The organism is Mucilaginibacter sp. HD30 (assembly GCF_054061755.1).
In genome coordinates this window covers 2,487,396-2,506,568 of the sequence record NZ_JBSSEO010000001.1, presented here as the reverse complement: position 1 = coordinate 2,506,568, position 19,173 = coordinate 2,487,396, and the positions used below count along the sequence as shown (strand labels likewise).

Sequence of the window (19,173 nt, the reverse complement as noted above, 5' to 3'; positions counted from 1 at the left end):
TCTGCAATCTTAATAAAAATATAACATAAGCTTTAGTATTTTTGCCTCCTCAATAAACAATATGCCCTCAAAAACAACCGCTAATACGCCAAAACCACCAGGAATAGGCAGCTTGCTAAAACCTTACCGTGGTTTGGTAGCCCTGCTTATTGTGCTGGCACTGCTAAGCAACGGCATTAACCTGCTGCTGCCACGCTTTATAGCGGATGGGATAGACGCTTACACTCATAAAACTTTTGATCTGAAAGTTGTTATTACAGAGTTCGCCATAGCTGTTGTACTGGTTTTTATATTTGGATACCTGCAAAGTGTTATTCAAACCTACGCTTCAGAGCGCGTAGCGCGCGATCTGCGTACCCGGTTGGCCGATAAGATCTCGCGGCAAAGTCATGCTTTTATTGAGCAGGCCAACCCGGCCAAATTACTTACCAACCTAACTGCCGATGCCGACTCTATTAAGCTGTTTGTTTCGCAGGCTATTGTATCAATCGTATCATCATTGGTGATAATTGTAGGCGCAAGTGCGCTGATGCTGAGCATTAACTGGCGACTGGCACTAACAGTAATTGCTATCATCCCGATAATAGGCGGTACGTTTTTTTATGTGCTTAAAAAGGTACGGGTACTTTTTATTCAAAGCAGAGAGGTTATAGACTGGCTGAACAAGATCATTAACGAAAGTATTTTGGGCTCGGCGCTGATCCGCGTCATCAACTCGCAAGGTCTGGAATCAATGAAGTTTTTAGAGGCCAACAGTAAAGCCCGCGATTTTGGTTTAACTATACTTAAAATGTTTGCCGGGCTTATCCCTGTTATCTCCTTCACGGCCAACCTTTCCCTGCTAACCATTCTGGCGCTGGGCGGTCACTACGTAATAATGGGCACCATGACGCTGGGCGAATTCTCGGCCTTTAACAGTTACCTCATCATGCTCATCTTCCCTATACTGGTTATAGGTTTTATGAGCAATATTATAGCGCAGGCTACGGCATCTTTCCAAAGGCTTAACGCCATATTAAACGCGCCCGATACGGAGGAAAAAGGAACCGATACCACCCCGATAAAAGGTGATATCGAGATGAAGAGCGTAAGTGTTTTTTACGGACAGAAACCCGCTTTAAAAGATGTTTCACTGTCGGTAAGATCAGGTTCAAAAATTGCGATAATTGGTCCGACTGCCGCCGGGAAAACGCAACTGCTTTACTTACTTACCGGGTTAATAAATGCAACAGAGGGAACGGTTGAGTTTGACGGTAAAAGCATAGCAAGCTATAACAGCGAAGCCTTTCATCGGCAGGTTGGTTTTGTGTTTCAGGATAGTATTATATTCAATATGAGCATCCGCGAGAATATCGCCTTTAGCGATACAGTAACAGATGAATCATTGCAAAAAGCGATAGAAACCGCAGAACTGGCCGACTTTATTAATGGCCTCCCCGATAAGCTGAACACCATTGTTTCTGAGCGGGGAGCAAGCTTATCTGGCGGGCAAAAGCAGCGGATAATGCTGGCAAGGGCGCTGGCAGTAAATCCTAAAGTTTTATTGCTGGATGATTTTACCGCCCGTGTTGATACCGGCACCGAACAGAAAATACTGGCTAATGTTCAGCGCAACTATCCCGGTACCACGCTGATCTCGGTAACCCAAAAAATAGCTGCCATTGAGCATTACGATAAAATTGTGGTGCTGATGGATGGCGAAATAGTGGCCGAAGGAACCCACGACGAACTGATGGCTGATAGTCCTGAATATGTACAGATCTTTAATTCACAACAAAGCACCAGCAACTATGAATTACGATCTTAACCAGTTATCTAAAGGGCAGCAAAAAACCTCAACCCTTTCAGGGCTGAAAAACCTGCTGCAGTTAATAGCGCACGAAAGAAAAAATCTTTTGCTGGCCATGTGTGCCATATTGGTTACCTCATCTATCAACCTGGCAGGGCCTTATGTGGTGGGCCACACTATTGATGAGTATATAGTTACCGGCAGCAAAAAAACGGCTATCGACCCATATCACGGCGTTTTGGTTAATTGTGGTTTGCTGCTTTGCCTGTATTTTGTGTCGCTTGTTACCAGTTATCTGCAAACGCGCTTAATGGGCGGGGTAGGGCAGCGAATGCTATTTACTTTGCGCAACGCAGTTTTTAATAAGTTACAGCAACTGCCGGTAGCTTTCTTTAACCAAAACAAAGCCGGCGACCTGATATCCCGCATAAATAATGATACGGATAAGCTTAACCAGTTTTTCTCGCAGTCGCTTATGCAATTTATTGGCAGCATTGCTACCATGCTTGGCGCGGGGATATTTTTGGTGGCTATTAATATTAAATTGGGTGCGGCAGCGCTTGCTCCGGGTGTGTTGATCTTATTTTTTACCATGATCGTATCGCCCTGGGTAAAACGTACCAACGCCAAAAATTTAAAAAGTGTGGGCGGCATGAGTGCAGAGATACAAGAGAGTCTGCACAACTTTAAAGTGATCATCGCTTTTAACCGCCGCGATTATTTTAGGAAACGTTTTGATGTTGCCAATAAAGAAAATTATAAAAGCGCCATTGGCGCTGGCCTCGCAAATAATATTTTTATGCCGGTTTACACGCTGTTTGCAAGTATAGCGCAACTGGCTGTTTTAACATTTGGCATTTATTTAATTAGCGAAGGCGAGTTTACTATAGGCTTGCTTGTGAGTTACTTTTCGTACACCACCAACTTTTATAACCCGCTTAGGCAGTTAGCTACACTTTGGGCCAACTTCCAGGTGGCCATGGCGGGTTGGGACAGGATCTCGCAAATTTTAGCTCTGGAGACTGATCTGGCCACGGTAAAAGCTGCTGAAAAAGAAACTTCTGATGCGCTGCTGGAATTCAGGAATGTGCATTTTGGTTATGGTGATAACCAAATCTTGCATAATGTTAATTTTAAATTGGAACGGGGTAAGACTTATGCCCTGGTTGGGCCAACAGGTGGCGGCAAAACCACCACAGCATCATTAATTGCCCGTTTGTATGATCCGCAAGGCGGGACTGTTTTGCTTGATGGGAAAGATATAAGGAGCTATGATGCTACAGAGCGTTCCAAAAAAATAGGCTTTATTTTACAGGAACCATTTTTATTTACCGGTACCGTACGCGAGAATATATTGTATGGAAATAAGCTTTATGCCGGCTATACTGACGAGCAATTGGAGCAGGCCATTAAGGATGCCAATTTGGGAAACTTACTGGCCATGTTTGATGATGGATTAGAAACCAAAGTACTATCAAGTGGAAACAGCATTAGTTTAGGGCAAAAACAGCTGATCGCCTTTATGCGGGCCGTATTGCGCCATCCTGACCTGCTTATATTAGATGAAGCAACGGCAAACATTGACACCATTACAGAAAAGTTGTTAAGCGAGATACTTAATAATCTGCCGCAGCATACTACGCGGGTTATAATTGCCCACCGCTTAAATACCATTGAAAATGCTGATGAGATATTTTTTGTGAACTCGGGCGAGGTTGTTAGAGCAGGATCTTTTAACGATGCAATGGATCTGCTGTTAAAGGGCAAAAGGGTAAGTTAAAACCCGTTTACGCAATTTATTGCGTAGGCAATACTGGTTGTTATTAGTGATTAAAACTGACTTAATGTGCAGAATGGTAACAAAAAATGCTCTTTGCAAATTTTTACATTAGGGTTTTGTTTTTATAATGTATCATTACTGTGAGCTTTGCAATTAAATATGGCAGTTGGAGTATTATATGTGGATGACGAGGTTAATAACCTCAATAGTTTTAAAGCAGTCTTTAGGCACGACTTTGAGGTATATACAGCAATATCTGCTAAAGAGGGCCAAAAAATATTGGACACTACAGAAATTGGTGTAATTATTACAGACCACCGCATGCCTGTTATGACGGGTATTGAATTCCTTGAGTCGATAATACCTACCTATCCGGATACCATTAGAATATTGCTTACCGGCTTTGCCGATATAAACGCGGTGATGGATGCCATTAACCGTGGCCACGTTTATAAATACCTGGTAAAGCCATGGCAAAATGATGAGCTGAAAATGTACATTGTAAACGCCATAGAAATCTACAAATTAAGGCGCGAGAATAAAGATCTGGCAGCAAAACTACGGCTTGCCCACGCCGAAATAGAGGCCCTGAAAAAGTTAGTGTAGCAGTTTTGTTATTGTGTTTTTTTAGTATGTATATTTAGACGGAATTTTATAAACCGCCTAATTAATTTTACTGCTTGATACACACCAGGACATTATATTGTACTGCTCTTATTTTATTGCTTTTTTTTTGGCGGACAGATACCAAAGCCCAGGGAACCAGCAATAAGGGTACTGAGTTTTGGACGATGTATATGGATCATATCCGTACCTCAACGGCGAATAATCCCAGCGCCATGATCCTTTACATTACCTCCGACGTGTCTACTACGGGTACAGTTGACATTGCTGACGGATCATTTAACACAAGCTTCAACGTAACAGCCAATGCTGTAACTTTTGTAAATATCCCCGCCAGCGCCTTTGTGGGCAGCCAGGGTAAGTTTTTAAAAGGCATCCATATCAAATCGGCAAAGCCGATAGCTGTTTACGCGCATATTTACGCGTCGTCGGTATCGGGTGCCACATTGCTGCTGCCTGTCAGCGCTATGGGTAAGGAGTATATGTCTATCAATTATAAGCAGGGGTCAAATTCACTTAACTCAGACGGGTTGCCATCCTATTCAACTTTTGCGGTGATTGCCACCGAGGATAATACTGCTGTAGAAATAACGCCTTCTGAACAACTTTTAAACGGCCAAGCAAAGGGTGTTACGTTTACGGTCAACCTGCAAATGGGAGAGTTGTATCAAGGTTTAGGTGCTGAACACCTAGATCTTACCGGCACCAAAATTAAATCAGTCAGTACAGCATCCGGTACCTGCAAAAAAATAGCGGTTTTTTCGGGCAGTACTAAAATTGGCATTGGTTTTTCTAATGAAGCTCAACTTACCTCTGATAATTTGTTCCAGCAGGTTTACGCCACTTCAACATGGGGCAAAAATTACATTACGGCACCCCTAAAATCACGCCCTTACGATATTTACCGCGTTATTTTAAGTGATCCTGCAACACAGATAATACTTAATGGGACTACAATCGCGGCGAACCAAATTGTAAATGGTTTGTATTATGAATTTCAGTCAACCGCCACCAACGTAGTATCGGCTGACAAGCCGATACAGGTAGTTCAATACTCTGGGAGTCAGGGAGAGGGCCCTAACGGCAGGGTAAACGGTGATGTCGGCGACCCTGAAATGATCTATTTAAGCCCTATTGAACAGGGACTTGACAGGGTAACACTGTATTCTAGCGGTTATTATAGAATATTGGCAAGCTACATCAATGTTATGCTACCCACCAGTGCAGTATCGTCATTTACCCTCGATGGAGCTCCTTATACAGCGTTTACCCCGGTAGCGGGTAAGCCCGAATATTCTTACGCGCAGATAGCAGTTTCATCCGGTCCCACAAACAACGGCGGTGGTTCTGTAACATCCGGCACGCACACGCTAAAGGCGGATGAAGCCTTTACAGCTATCGCATATGGCTTCGGGGGTACAGAATCATACGGTTACGCTGCCGGTACCAATCAGCTGGATCTGAATACCCACCTTGTGTTTGAAGACTCTGCTGATATTGCAAAAAGCCTCACAACCGCATGCAGCGGCCAGGCTTACAAGTTACAGTTAACCCTGCCCTATGCAACCACCCGCATAAGTTGGGACCTTGGTAATGGCACGGCACCCCTTGTGCAAACCAATCCGCTGATAAAATCTACGACGATTGTAGCGGGAAAAGCTTTATACAACTACGAGTACCCCAATATGGTTATCTATCCCGTTGGTAACCACATAGCTACAGCAACTGTTTTTAACCCGGTGGTTGATGAATGTGGGTCTGATCAGGAGGTACAGTTCTTTTTTACGGTTAACGGTCAGCCTGTGAGCGCTATACAGGTTAATAAAAGTAGTTTTTGCCTGGGCGATGGTGTGCAGTTTAAAGATGTTTCGGTTATTGCCGATGGAGGGGCAGCACAGCAGTGGTTATGGGATTTTGGCGACGGATCTCCTTTCTCAACCGTGCAGAACCCTACACATATTTACGCCGCCGCAGGCGACTACAAGGTTAAGTTAACCGTTACAGATGCCAATGGCTGCAGTACTGTTTCCCCCGAAAAAAATGTACATATCAACAAATTACCGGTCGCTTTATTTACCATGACGGCGTCTGATTGTTTAAACAACGGCGTTACCATAACCGATAATTCGCTGGCCTCAGAGGGAAGCATTGTAAAATGGAGCTGGGATTTTGGCGACGGAACACCTGCTGAGGACAAAACAGCAGCTACGCCATTTAGCCATGTTTTTACTGCTGTAGGCACTTACAGCGTTAAGCTGATGGTTACCACTGATTCAGGATGCGTTAGTGTGACATTTCAAAAAGATATTACTATTCATTCCCTCCCGGTGGTTGATTTTAGCCTGCCCGATGCCTGCATTGATGACGTAGCAAGGTTTACAGATCTGAGCACAATTGAAGATAACACGCAAGCAGAGTTTACCTACAAATGGAACTTTGGCGACCCTAACGCATCGGTCGTTAACAACACATCCACCCAAAAAAATGCGCAGCATAAGTATAATGCTGCGGGTAATTACACCGTTACGCTCACCGTAACTTCTAAATACGGCTGTGTAAGCACTAAACAACTTCAGTTTAAAATAAATGGTGCTAACCCCGTAGCCAAATTTTCTGTGCAAAACAACTGCAGTGGCAGTGACATTTCTTTTAAGGACGAATCGGCCATACCCGGCGGCTTTGGTGATGTAACCAAACTTATATGGTATTTTGATTATGATAATCACCCCGAGCTATCAGAAACCTACGCATCTGCGGCCCTACATGCAAATAAGTTATATACCCATAACTACGGCCTTTTTAATACCCCCGCTACGAAAACCTATCATGTTAAATTGATAGCATTTTCTGGCGATAGCCAATCCTGTACCAATGTTTTTGACAACATCATCACCATTAACGCCAACCCGGTAATTACCTTATTATATAACAATAACCCTATTACCGCTGATATTATTCTTTGTCAGGATAATGGCGTTATCGTAATTAAAGAGAATAAAGGCATTTATGCAGGTACGGGGGTTTTCTCAGGAACTGGAATAAGTCAGACCGGCACTTTTGATCCTGTGGTTTCCGGTACCGGTACTTTTGTAATTAACTATGTATTTGCAGCAAGCGGAACAGGCTGTAGCTACGCTGCTAAATTTAACATTAAGGTTAACCCCATACCCGTTATTCAGGATGATGAACAATATGCCATGCTTGAGGGGCAAAAAATAATATTGCGCCCCAATGTAAGTATCAGCTCTGGTTCAGTAAGGTATAGCTGGCTGCCCGCCGCCACGCTTGATCGCGCAGATGTTGAAAAGCCTTATGCCAGCCCCATTGAAAATACAACATACACATTAACAGTAACATCTGATAAGGGTTGCATAACCGTTAAAGACATATTTGTAAAGGTTTTAAAGGCCCCGCTTATACCCAATGCCTTTACGCCCAATAGTGATGGTATAAATGATGTATGGGAAATTAAATACCTGAATTTGTATCCCAATGTAACCGTTGAAGTATTTAGCCGGACCGGAGAAAAAGTATATTTTTCAAAGGGATATGCATCACCCTGGGACGGAAGCTTGCGCGGCTCGGCATTACCGGTAGGTACATATTATTATATAATTAACCCTGGAAGCGGACGAAAAACGGCTTCAGGATACCTTAGTATTATCAGATGATGAAAATTTTATAGCTTGTTTATGTAACAGATAAATGTAGAAAAGCTATATTCGTCAATAATTGTGTCTGTAACTTAAAATTAATAAATACAAGATTAAAACTAGCAGCCAGACTTAGACCTTCATTTTAAAACAATATCGCGATAACAAGGGTGGATCTTCTTTAATGAAAAAACTTCTATTATTCATTTTAATTATCAGTGCGCGCTCTGCTATGGCGCAGCAGCTCCCACAGTTTACACAGTACGTGTTTAACAATTACCTTTTAAACCCGGCTGTTACGGGTATTGAAAGTTATACCGATTTAAAGATGGGCCACCGCAACCAGTGGTCGGGTTTAGATGGGGCCCCTGTTACCAGTTACCTATCAGTTAACACACCCATTGGCCGCAATTTTATAGAAGGCGATGCAACGGGTTTTTCTGGCCAGAACGGCGTAAATCCATCAAGCCGGTTATACACGCAAAACTACCAGGCCGCTGAGCCGCATCATGGTGTGGGCGCCATGATCTTGACCGACAAGGCCGGACCTATAACGCAAACCAACGTTGCCGCCACGTATGCTTATCACCTGGGGTTAACCAGCCGGATGAACCTATCGGTAGGGGTTATGGGAGGTTTTAACCGTATTACGCTGAATACAGAGGATATAACGCTTACCGATCCTAACGACCCTGCAATAACCAACGGGGCAAACAACAGCCAATGGAAGCCTGATATTGGTGCAGGTGTATGGTTATATTCGTCTACTTATTTTGTGGGCCTGTCCGCGCGGCAGCTGCTTCCTCAAAACTATTACTTTGGCACTTCCAGAACCACAAGCAGCCCAACCGTCCCGCATTTTTATTTAACAGCGGGTATTAAACTCTTCATGACGGACGAGATAACGTTTATGCCATCTGTAATGATAAAAAGAACCAGTCCGGTACCATTAACTTATGATGTTAACGGAAAATTTAACTTTAATGATAAGTTTTGGTTAGGCGCATCCTATCGTCATAAAGATGCTGCGGCCGTTTTGGCCGGCTTCAATCTGAGTTCGCTTATTAATGTGGGGTATAGTTACGACATCACCACATCGGCCCTTAATACAGTAAGCCGCGGTACCCACGAAATAGTTATAGGGCTTATGCTTAACAACGGCTTTAAACTTACCGCCCCGCAGCACGGTTTTTAAACTTCAATATGCTGTGCAAGTTTATACTGTAGCTGGAATTTAGAACCCATAAAAAGTGCATACACCTGTTTCTTATGTGTTTGATTTTAGTTTTTTGTGATTTTTAGCGTTTATAAAAGGTACTAAAAAGTGGCATTATACTAAAGATGCTAAACCTGCAATATAAGCTTCTTAAACTATTTGAATTTAGCCAGTGTATACTCTCCCCAAAAATCGCTTGGGGTTGCCAGGCTCCAGTTGCGTGGCGTTGCGTCGCCTAACATATAGTCTTTTCCATCGCTGCCTTTAAAAGTTAAAAAGCGGTCACGCATAACTTTCAGGTCCGACCCGCCAAAAGCTAACCCGTTGAGTTTGATGTTGTACGCTAATTTTTGCGGGTTGGAATTGAACGCGAGGAGTTTTAAGGGCACTGAAAGTTCAAAATCGTAATATAAACTATTATCAAGCATACCGGCAGCAGCTATTCCCTCGCCATTGTAAATAGGTATAATTTCTTCGTTGATACTTTTTAAGCCAGATATGCCGATAAACTTAAACGCGGCTTTTATTTTGGCGTTTCCGCTATTTATTAGACTGTCTTTACGCACATTATAATTTGCTTTGTCTGCGTTAATCTCCTTTCGTTTTTCCAGATTTAAATAGGGGTGGCTTTTATCTTTTCCGTAAAAAGGGAAGGTTATAACCAGGCCGTTTTTGTCTTTTTTGCCATCTGTGTTAATTGTAATGGCTATACCGCCTGTAATTATCTTTTGAATTATTTCTACATCCTTCGCCTGGATAGCGAGATAGAGATAGTCGCTGCTGTTTGCTACACTGTAGGTAATTTCGCAGGTTTTGTTATACGTTTGAAATTGATGCCACCACTCCGTTAGTTCACCATCAATTTTTATTTCAGTATTGTCAGCCTTAATCGGCAATTGTTGTACATCCGCCTTGGTTTGGGCATTTGCCACAAGAGTTATTGCTGATAAAAAAGTGAATACTATTCTTTTCATGATTATTTCGCTAAAGCGTACTCACCCCAAAAATCTGTAGGAGCGGTCCAGTTGTTAAGGAAGTTTTCAAAAGTTTCCATGTTTTGGATCGACCTCTCTGTTGTAGGCCAATTGTTGTTGCTTACAACGCGTTTCATTACGTTTAACGGGCCGGTGAAGCTATAGCTGTTAGGTTCCGCATTAATCATAAGGTGGTAAGAGAACTTTGATGCATGGTCAAAAGAAAGCCCAAGCAGCGAGAGATCGATAGCCATTTCAAGGGTGTATTTCATTTCATTATCAAAAGCGTTAGCGGCCGCTACGCCATGCTCGTTATAAATAGAAAGCAGGCTATCTACCCCGTTTAGTCCACTTGTATATATCCATTTAGCCCTGGTAGCTAACTGTTTGTTATACTTTATTACTGCCGTGTCTGTAGCGTGATCCCAGTCTTTGGGATCTATTAGTACCGTCTTGCCTTTTTCCATATAGGGAAACTTGATAAATGGTGCCCCGGCATCACTTTTATAGCCCGCTTTTTGTATTGCCAGCTTGATACCGCCGTTAACAGCAGTGGTCATTACGCTTTGGCTTACCTGTACTATTAAGTAGAGTTTCTTATCGTCGTTAGCCATTGTATAAAAAACTTCTGTAGCCGGGTTATATGCCTGTAGTTTTTTACCCCACTCCGTTGCTTTACCATCTATTTTGACATTGGCCGGCGCACGTAAACTAACCTGTTGCACATTGGGCAGTTTTTGGGCATGGGCACCCATATATACTATCAACAGGAAAGCAAATATTAATAGTTTCATATTTATTTAGCTAAAGTGTATTCGCCCCGTAAATCTGTTGGACTATTTACTTCTAAAGTGATGTGCCGGGGATCAGAAGGTAGCCAATTAGCCGGAGCGGTTAAAGGTGGCGGCGGAGGGCCAGCTGCTACCTGGTACGTTGGAACGCCATTTAATTTTATCTGATAAGCAAATGGTTTAGAAAGTCCCACCAAACCAATAAATTTTTTTGGGATCAAAATTTCGCATACAAACGCGCCATTGCCGTAAGTCATTTTGGTTTGTATGCTTTGCTCGTTATAAATTGAAATTAAGGTGTCTTGTAATCCATTAAAATTAAGTGCTTTTATAAATTTAAACTGTTTAATTGCAGCCATAATTTTTAAAGAATCTGTTAAAACAGAAAAATTTGCTTTCACAGCTCCTGATGCAGTTAAAGCATAACCCGAATTGGTGACAGGCACAGTTATAGAGGCGGCATTGGCTTGCTTTATGCCGGGGATATAAAAATTTAGGGTTATTCCACCTGCCAATATTTTTGCCGTGCTTGCTACATCTTTTGACCTGACGGCCAAATAGAATTGTTCGGCGTTATCGGCTAAGGTATATTCAATGCGAGTGGCTTTATTATATGCCTGTAATTTATCACCCCACTCGGTTGTTTTACCATCAATTTTAACATTGGCAGGTAAGCGTAAACTTTCCTGTTGTATATTGGGTAGTTTTTGGGCATACGCGGTAACAAAGGCTACTGTCATTAAAAAAAATAAATACTGTTTTTTTCAAGGCTGAAAGGGGTTAGTGTTTTAATTGGTTGCTCTAATATAAAACTATTTTATTAGTTAAAAAATGATTGTATCTTTTATTTAACCTTATCCATTAATTAGCCATTCACTAATTACTTATCTATTGACCGCTCCCGCTTTTTTAAATAGCTTTACCGCATAATAACGAAGCAAAAAAATGAATTATTGGTTAGTAAAATCTGAGCCTGATAAATACAGTTGGGACAAATTTGTTGCCGACGGCCGCACTTTTTGGGATGGTGTGCGTAACTACGCGGCACGCAACAACCTGCGCGGCATGCAACTGGGCGATCTGGTATTGTTTTACCACAGCAACGAGGGTAAAGAAATTGTAGGGATAGCCAAAGTGGTAAAAGAAGCCTACCAGGATCCAACTACCGATGATACTAACTGGGTGGTAGTAGAGCTTTCTCCGGTTGAAAAACTGAAAAATCCGGTAACGCTGGCACAAATAAAGGCCGATGAAATGCTTAAAGATATTCAGCTGGTAAAGTTGAGCCGTCTATCAGTAGCCAGCATTAAACCCGAAGAATTTGACTACATTTTACAATTAGCAAGTAATTAACAATCTCCTTAGGGGCAATACCATGAACTACAGAAAATTTAAAGATACAGCCATAGCCGAAGTAGGTTTAGGCACCTGGCAATTAGGCAGCGCCGATTGGGGTAATATTAACGATGACGATGCCTTTGCAATTTTGCAAGCCTATGTTGATGGCGGCGGCAATTTTATTGATACGGCCGATGTTTATGGCATGGGCGTGAGCGAGCAGGTGATAGGCAGGTTCTTAAAAACAGTTGACACGCCAATTTATGTAGCCACCAAATTAGGCAGGCGGGGAGACGAGCCTAACGGCTGGCCGCAAAACTTTACCTATGATGCGATGCGTAGGCAGGTGGAGGATTCATTGCGTTATTTAGACGTGCCGCAATTGTTTTTAGAGCAGCTGCATTGCATCCCTACTGAAGAAATGCGATCAGGCAAAGTGTTTGACCATTTGCGCCAACTAAAGCAGGAGGGATTGATAGCCAACTTTGGCGCAAGTGTAGAAACGTCAGAAGAGGCGTTAATATGTTTGGAGCAGGAGGGATTGGCATCGTTACAGATCATATTCAACCTTTTTCGCCAGCATGTGGCCGATGAAGTATTTGCCAAAGCTGCCGAAAAAGGTGTTGCTATTATAGCACGCGTTCCATTGGCCAGCGGTTTGTTAACCGGCAAGTTTAACCAGCAAACAGCGTTTGCAGCTAACGACCATAGAAACTATAACGCCAACGGCGAGAAGTTTAATGTAGGCGAAACCTTCTCGGGGATTGAATATAATGAAGGTGTGCGCTTATCAGAGAAGATAGGTGCAATGTTGCCGGACGAGCGCATGGCACAGTGGGCTATCCGTTGGATCCTGGATCATCCGCAGGTAACCACGGTTATCCCGGGCGCATCAAAGGTGAGTCAGGTTGAAACCAATATACACGCGTCTACATTGCCGCCATTGCCAGCGCAAACGTTTAGTGGTCTGCGTAAGCTATATGATGAAGAAATTCACAAAAAGATAAGAGGGGTTTATTAGTGGTTATAAACTAAGCGAGATTTGACAACCTTTAAAAGGTTGTCAAATCTTTAACTCGTAAGCTGTTTGGTAAATAATACTAAATGCTTAGTTTTAAGCAGCAATAAATTATCCCTTTATGAAGCTTACATTTTCAAGTATTCGCATATTTTTATTTGTCGGAGTTTTGGCTTTTGCTGGTTTTAAAAGCGTGGCCCAAAAACTTCCTAATAAACAGGAAGGCAGCGTGTTGGCACCGCCCAAAGTAAAGATTGATGGTAAAACGACCGAATGGGATTTCAAAGCCTACAATAACGCTACCGATGTGTTTTATACCATAGCGCACGATGATGAAAATATTTACCTTGCTATAAAAGCAACTGACGAAACTATTGTGCGCAAAATTTTAAGTGGTGGAATTACGTTCGTTATAAACGCTATCGGCAAAAAATCAGACGAAAATGCCGCTACTATCAGATTTCCCCTCTTTAATTTCAAAAACAAACCCAATATAAAATTTTCACTAAGGGCCGTACCGGCAGATAGTGTGAATTACTTTATGTCAGCAAATAATAAAAATTTTGCAAGTAAAGGCAAGTTTTTAAGAACCACCGGAATAACGGGTGTAGACACCCTGCTTTCTGTTTACAATACTGATGGTATAAGCCTGGCATCGTCGTTTGATAATGAACTGCATTATATGTATGAACTATCTGTAGCGCGTAAGTTAATTAAAGATGCCATAAACGGCGAAGGCAGGTTTTATTATAAAATATTACTCAATCCCATTACAATGGATGATACGCCGGGTGTAACAATTAATCGCGAAGAAAACGGCAACATAAAAAGTGTATACATCAATAAAACCAATATGCCGCCGAATCCAAACCCAAGCATGTCTGTACTTACCGGTGTTTCAGGGGAGTATAGTTTAAAATAGATAAAGCCTATTGCTTTCCAAAGTAGCTGGAAACGTCAAAGTAAACAGCAACATCTCTGCTGTCTGCAGTAGAAATGTTAACTACCTCGTGCTGTTTGTCTTTATAAACCTCATACCGCTGCGAAACTCTTTTACTGCCTGGGAACAATGCAAGTAGCTGGGTGTTCTCAGCTTCAAGGCCGGCTCTCTCGGTTTTTTCTTCTATTATAATCGCTCTTTCAAACGAGCTTCCGTCGCGTTGAGCAGTAAATGTAGTAGCGGTTTTAGGAAGCGGGGCATCAGTGGCCGTGCCTTCAACGGTATTTTTGTTGCTTGAGCATGCTGCTATTACTGATGAGCATATAATAAAGGCAAAAATTTTAGCTTTCATATTTAGTAGATTATATAACATAATAAGCTACCAAAGCATTAAAAAGTTTTATGCTTTATCTATAAACAAAGCTTTTAGCTCCGTAGCGTCATGTGGCTTTAATTTACCATCCAATATCAAACGTAGTTGGCGGCGGCGCAGTGCGCTGTCGTATAGGGCATGTTCCGCCGGTGTTTCTGGTACTAACTCAGGCACAGGCAGCTTATTGCCTGTTTTATCCAAAGCCACAAATGTGTAATAAGCCTCGTTACTTTTAACCCGTGTGCCCGATGGAATATTCTCGGCATAAACGTCCATCCGTACTTCTACAGAAGTATTAAACGCCCGCGATACCCGCGCTTCAATGGTCACTACATCACCTAATTTAATAGAGTGCTTGAAAGAAACACTGTCAACAGATACCGTTACCGCCAGCGTATTGCAATGTTTTTGTGCAGATATAGCGGCGGCAATGTCCATCCAGTGCAGCAGGCGGCCGCCCATTAGATTGTGCAGCATATTGGTATCATTAGGTAACACCAATTCATTCATAATGGTGTGCGAATCTTTGGGCGATTTTTTTAACATAAGCGGTGTTTTTGTAAATATACACAGTTACCGCACAAATTTGTTTATCTGCTGTTAACGGTATAGCCTTCGGCGTTCTGAATAATAATAGCTATTTTTATTGCGGACGATGTTGCTGCTAAATTAACCCTGCCCGTTATGAAAAAAATACTTTTAGTTGTTTTATTACTTATATCAGCTAAGACCGCTTTGTTTGCCGATACTGTAAACATTGATCGTTTTACAGTCAAGGAAAATCCCTTTGCTGAAAGCGAAGTGGCCATAGTGGCAGTAGATACGTTGGATAATATTCGGGAAGATGTTGACGGTATTTTCAGTTTTACCATCAACGGTTTTCAGGAAGAGATGAAGTTTGAAAAGGGCACTGCGTTTTACCACCACAAGCTGGATAAATCGTCTTTTTTTTATGTTAAGCATATTAATGACAACGGCACGCACTCCATGCTTTACTATATTTATAAGCAAGACGGCAAACTGCGCCCAATAACGGTAAGTTGGGCGCTGCTGCTGGGTATACCGCTGGCGCTTGTTTTACTGGGGTACGTGTTTAAGCGTTTTATAGCTATAATTCTGATCGTGTTTTGCATATTCCTGTTCTTTAACTACCAGAACGGCCTAAGCATCTCAACCTTTTTTGAAAGTATTGTTAATGGGTTGAGAGGGTTGTTTTGATATGCAGTTGATTGATGCGCAGATGTGTGGATATGCAAATGAGTTTTAAATGTGCGGATATGCAGATGTGCAAATGAGTTTTTAATGTGCGGATATGCAAATGATTAAAAAGGATTTTGAATGGTTTTGAGCTTCTCTTTAAATCAAGCTAACATCTGCACATTCACGCATCTGCATATCTGCACATCAAGCTAACATCTGCACATCTAAAAAGGCATCCCTATACCAAAATTAAGTTGCATAAAGTTATAGCCATCGCCGCCATTGGCTTGTTGGTAGTTCTGTTTAAACGCGCCGCTCTTAAACAACTCATCAGCATGTTTAAACAGCACCCATTGCTCAGATCCTCTAAACTGCGGATCTTTTACTTTAAACGCGGCATCTAAACGGAAAACGAAGAAGTTAAGGTCAAACCGTAAGCCGGTACCTATGCCAATTGCCGATGATTGAAGAATGCGGTTAAACTTAAATTCGCCATTTGGGTTTTCAACCTCCGGGTGCAGGCGCCATATGTTGCCAGCGTCAACAAAAAGCGCTCCTTTTAAAATAGTTCCAAAAAAGTTATTAGCTAATTTATACCTGTATTCGGCATTCATTACCAGCTTTACTTCGCCAAACTGGTCAATATATTTTAAGCGGGTGCGGGTAATATTGTCACTGCCATAAGCGTCTCCGCGATTAAACTGGCCTGGGCCAAGCGTGCGGGGTAGCCAGGCCCGTATATCGTTGGCACCTCCGGTGTAAAAGTTTTTCTCAAAAATAAGCTGGCGACTGTTACCGTAAGGTATACCAATACCTGGGTTGATCCGGAAAATAAACTGTTTGTCGCCACCAAGACTTTTATATACCCTGAAATCAATTTCTGATTTGGCATATTGCGCAAAAGTATAGCCAAACAGGGTGCGCTGTCCCTGCGCATCGCGCGGAGTGTTAAAAGCTGTACTCAAAAGCGACAACAGGTTACCGCCAACATCAAGCGAACCGCGGAAATAAGAAAAATTGCGTAAGGTGTTTAACTGATTACCGTTAACCTGATAGGTATACTGACTACCAGTTGTAAAAGTAGTACGGCCAATAAGGTATACGTACGAAAATCTATTTTGATCAAGTAATTGCTGCCTTGCAATGGGGTCTATTGAGCCCTTTGAAAATTCAAAATTGGCAGCTGTAAGGCTGTGTAGTTTGTTTGCCGTTTCTGCAAAATCATAAGTAATCGAGTTGATAAAGCTTGTACGGGTAACCAGATCCCGCTGAAAAAACAGCGAATAGTTACTGGCAAATGTAGTATGCGGCACACCATATTTACCGGGTTTGGCAAAGTTGAACGGCGCTATAATTCGGGGATAAGTTAAACTTACACCTATCTTAAAATCCTGGTTGGTTACACCACTTGAACCGGGTATATCATTCCCGGTTGCATATAAAACGCTGTAGTTAAACTTCAGCTGTAATATAGCGGCCTCTTTAAAAATATTTCTATTAGTAAAAGTATTGCCAATATTGTAGCCGTATCGCCCGCCGGCAAACAAGAATTCAGCCTCCACGCGGTCAGACATTTTTCTGAGCGGCACAATATCTATTTGCGAATTTAGCCGGTTAGTACTGTCAGCCGTTTTGGTATAGGTTGGATTTGGCACGTTTCTGAAAACGTTAAGTTCGGAGAGCCGCGAGGTAGTGACAGTCTGCATATCTATATCATAGATATCGCCTTTTTTCTGAAAAATATAATCGGTAACGGTGTGTGGTTTAAACCTGCGCGAATGATCTACAAATGTAAATTGCGAATCTACCTGTATGGTATCAGCATTGCTGTTTGTACGTCCGTTACTGTTTGATATGGTTATCAGCGTGTTATTTATGGTGTAAACAGGATGCGCATTTTTATCGGCGGGGTTATCAATTACCATATGCAGATCAATAACGCTGTTGTTAAAAACAGAATCATATTCAAAATTGATGTACTGCCTGTAAAAATCATAATAACCGTTACGCTTCATTACCTGGTAAAAGGCATCGCGATTATAAGCTACGCTATCCAGATCAAATCTGCCGCCCGGGCGCAAGTGAGAGAAGTTGCCGTAAGTGTTGTGGAAAAGTGAACGTACCTTTTCGTCTGGTATGCTGTCAGTTAACTTGCGAATCCTGAATAGTGGCCCCTGATCGGTAATAAATACCAGTTCGGCCTTCTTTTTTTTGATGACAATACTATCCCTGATTTTTGCTTTAAGATAACCCTTGGTCTGTATAAATTTTTCCATTTGAAAACGGGAAAACTCAACCAGGTTGCTATCCAGTATAGCAGGCGGTTCGCCTATTTGTCTTTTACCATTTTTACTAAACCAATAGTAAAATTGCAAGTTAACCACGCTATTGGGCTGCTGCTGTTTATCAACGTAATTAACAGCGGCCTCTTCAAACTCCTTATCCATGCCCTTTATGGTTATTTTACGCACCAGCGCCTGGTGAGGGCCAAGCTTTCGGGTTAAACTGCATCCGGTACCTATAAAAAGCAGAAGAATACCTAATATTGTAAAGCGATAAAGATTTGTTTTATTAATATATGCTTTCAAAATCTCAGGTAAGTTTATTACAATCGTTACAACATAAAAAATTCCGCAAGGAACATGGTGTGTTTCTGGTTGAGGGCTTAAAATCCGTTAATGAATTTCTTCAATCTGCCTATACCGTTGAAACCATTTATCATACACCTGCAATAGTGCCAAAATTGCTTAAATTATCGCATAAAATAAACACGATAGAAATATCAATAACCATTCTGCAGAAAATAAGTTCTTTAAAATCGCCCGCAGATGTAATTGCGGTGGTTAAAATACCCAATTGGCCGGCATTAAAGCCTGTTTTACTTAAAAATAAGTTTTCGCTTGTGTTGGATGGCATACAAGATCCGGGCAATATGGGTACCATTATTCGGACAGCAGACTGGTTTGGTATAACCGACATAATTTGCTCCGAAGATGCTGTTGATGTTTACAATCCTAAAGTAGTGCAGGCTACCATGGGTTCGCTATCCCGCATTAACCTGCACTATATGGATCTTGTAGATGTTCTTTCAACTGCAAACCTTCCGGTATATGGCGCATTGCTTAACGGCGAGGATATTTATGCAACAAATTTTGGCTCAGAAGGGCTAATTGTAATGGGCAATGAGGGCAACGGCCTCCGCCCTGAAATTATAAAGCTGGTTAGCAAAGCCGTTACTATCACGCGTTTTGGTGGCGCCGAGTCGTTAAACGTGGCTATTGCTACCGCTATATTTTGTTCGGAAATAAACAGAAATAACCGCAAATAAATATTGGTGTGCAATAAATAATTACTATTTTTGCAATCCTTTAAAGGGTCGGGTGGCCGAGTGGCTAGGCAGAGGTCTGCAAAACCTTTTACAGCGGTTCGAATCCGCTCCCGACCTCAAGGTTAAAAACATTAAATAAAAAAATTGTC

The 19,173-nt window shown here is 42.0% G+C and carries 16 protein-coding genes and 1 tRNA gene; 11 read left to right on the top strand and 6 right to left on the bottom strand.

Annotated features, from left to right (window positions below):
- Positions 1 to 61: 61 nt before the first annotated feature.
- The 5 genes from ACVW2L_RS11920 (at position 62) to ACVW2L_RS11900 (ending at position 9,041) form a co-directional block, all read left to right on the top strand.
- The gene (locus ACVW2L_RS11920; protein WP_457128194.1) at positions 62 to 1,807 is read left to right on the top strand and encodes an ABC transporter ATP-binding protein; all 1,746 of its coding nucleotides are present in this window, start codon (positions 62 to 64) and stop codon (positions 1,805 to 1,807) included.
- A complete protein-coding gene (locus ACVW2L_RS11915) occupies positions 1,791 to 3,569 on the top strand; it encodes an ABC transporter ATP-binding protein (protein WP_457128193.1) in 1,779 nt (592 codons plus the stop codon). Before ACVW2L_RS11920 ends, ACVW2L_RS11915 begins: the two co-directional genes overlap by 17 nt.
- A 159-nt stretch (positions 3,570 to 3,728) precedes the next feature.
- On the top strand, positions 3,729 to 4,175 hold the full coding sequence (locus tag ACVW2L_RS11910; protein ID WP_457128192.1) for a response regulator: 447 nt from the start codon (positions 3,729 to 3,731) through the stop codon (positions 4,173 to 4,175).
- 116 nt (positions 4,176 to 4,291) lie between these two features.
- Positions 4,292 to 7,864 (top strand): PKD domain-containing protein, encoded by a 3,573-nt coding sequence (locus ACVW2L_RS11905; RefSeq protein WP_457128191.1) that lies wholly within the window; start codon positions 4,292 to 4,294, stop codon positions 7,862 to 7,864.
- A 166-nt stretch (positions 7,865 to 8,030) separates the two neighbouring features.
- Positions 8,031 to 9,041, top strand: coding sequence for a PorP/SprF family type IX secretion system membrane protein (locus ACVW2L_RS11900; RefSeq protein ID WP_457128190.1), 1,011 nt, complete (start codon positions 8,031 to 8,033; stop codon positions 9,039 to 9,041).
- Positions 9,042 to 9,217: 176 nt separating this feature from the next.
- Here the strand turns inward: ACVW2L_RS11900 and ACVW2L_RS11895 are convergent, their stop codons facing one another.
- Genes ACVW2L_RS11895 through ACVW2L_RS11885 form a run of 3 tightly spaced genes read right to left on the bottom strand, consistent with a single transcriptional unit; the run spans position 9,218 to position 11,567 of the window.
- Complete coding sequence (locus ACVW2L_RS11895; protein ID WP_457128189.1) at positions 9,218 to 10,036, bottom strand: hypothetical protein; 819 nt, start codon at positions 10,034 to 10,036, stop codon at positions 9,218 to 9,220.
- Positions 10,037 to 10,038: 2 nt separating this feature from the next.
- Positions 10,039 to 10,830, bottom strand: a complete 792-nt coding sequence (locus ACVW2L_RS11890; protein ID WP_457128188.1) for a hypothetical protein — start codon at positions 10,828 to 10,830, stop codon at positions 10,039 to 10,041.
- Between the two features lie 2 nt (positions 10,831 to 10,832).
- Positions 10,833 to 11,567, bottom strand: a complete 735-nt coding sequence (locus ACVW2L_RS11885; protein ID WP_457128187.1) for a hypothetical protein — start codon at positions 11,565 to 11,567, stop codon at positions 10,833 to 10,835.
- A gap of 205 nt (positions 11,568 to 11,772) precedes the next feature.
- Between ACVW2L_RS11885 and ACVW2L_RS11880 the strand changes: the two genes are divergently transcribed.
- The 3 genes from ACVW2L_RS11880 (at position 11,773) to ACVW2L_RS11870 (ending at position 14,105) form a co-directional block, all read left to right on the top strand.
- Positions 11,773 to 12,180: an EVE domain-containing protein gene (locus ACVW2L_RS11880; protein ID WP_457128186.1), complete on the top strand. Its 408-nt coding sequence runs from the start codon at positions 11,773 to 11,775 to the stop codon at positions 12,178 to 12,180.
- A gap of 22 nt (positions 12,181 to 12,202) precedes the next feature.
- Positions 12,203 to 13,186, top strand: a complete 984-nt coding sequence (locus ACVW2L_RS11875) for an aldo/keto reductase (RefSeq protein WP_457128185.1) — start codon at positions 12,203 to 12,205, stop codon at positions 13,184 to 13,186.
- Positions 13,187 to 13,304: 118 nt separating this feature from the next.
- Complete coding sequence (locus ACVW2L_RS11870; RefSeq protein ID WP_457128184.1) at positions 13,305 to 14,105, top strand: hypothetical protein; 801 nt, start codon at positions 13,305 to 13,307, stop codon at positions 14,103 to 14,105.
- 7 nt (positions 14,106 to 14,112) lie between these two features.
- Here the strand turns inward: ACVW2L_RS11870 and ACVW2L_RS11865 are convergent, their stop codons facing one another.
- Both ACVW2L_RS11865 and ACVW2L_RS11860 read right to left on the bottom strand, forming a co-directional pair.
- Positions 14,113 to 14,475 carry a hypothetical protein gene (locus ACVW2L_RS11865; RefSeq protein WP_457128183.1) on the bottom strand — a complete coding sequence of 121 codons (363 nt, stop codon included), beginning with the start codon at positions 14,473 to 14,475 and terminating at the stop codon, positions 14,113 to 14,115.
- A gap of 48 nt (positions 14,476 to 14,523) precedes the next feature.
- Positions 14,524 to 15,042 carry an acyl-CoA thioesterase gene (locus ACVW2L_RS11860; protein WP_457128182.1) on the bottom strand — a complete coding sequence of 173 codons (519 nt, stop codon included), beginning with the start codon at positions 15,040 to 15,042 and terminating at the stop codon, positions 14,524 to 14,526.
- A gap of 138 nt (positions 15,043 to 15,180) precedes the next feature.
- Between ACVW2L_RS11860 and ACVW2L_RS11855 the strand changes: the two genes are divergently transcribed.
- Positions 15,181 to 15,714 (top strand): hypothetical protein, encoded by a 534-nt coding sequence (locus ACVW2L_RS11855; protein ID WP_457128181.1) that lies wholly within the window; start codon positions 15,181 to 15,183, stop codon positions 15,712 to 15,714.
- A 206-nt stretch (positions 15,715 to 15,920) separates the two neighbouring features.
- Here the strand turns inward: ACVW2L_RS11855 and tamL are convergent, their stop codons facing one another.
- Positions 15,921 to 18,284 carry a translocation and assembly module lipoprotein TamL gene (gene tamL / locus ACVW2L_RS11850; protein WP_457128180.1) on the bottom strand — a complete coding sequence of 788 codons (2,364 nt, stop codon included), beginning with the start codon at positions 18,282 to 18,284 and terminating at the stop codon, positions 15,921 to 15,923.
- Here tamL and ACVW2L_RS11845 point away from each other — a divergent pair.
- Both ACVW2L_RS11845 and ACVW2L_RS11840 read left to right on the top strand, forming a co-directional pair.
- The gene (locus ACVW2L_RS11845; protein ID WP_457128179.1) at positions 18,275 to 19,024 is read left to right on the top strand and encodes a TrmH family RNA methyltransferase; all 750 of its coding nucleotides are present in this window, start codon (positions 18,275 to 18,277) and stop codon (positions 19,022 to 19,024) included. The genes tamL and ACVW2L_RS11845 overlap by 10 nt on opposite strands.
- A gap of 46 nt (positions 19,025 to 19,070) precedes the next feature.
- Positions 19,071 to 19,141 (top strand) — tRNA-Cys (locus ACVW2L_RS11840).
- The last annotated feature ends 32 nt before the right edge of the window (positions 19,142 to 19,173 follow it).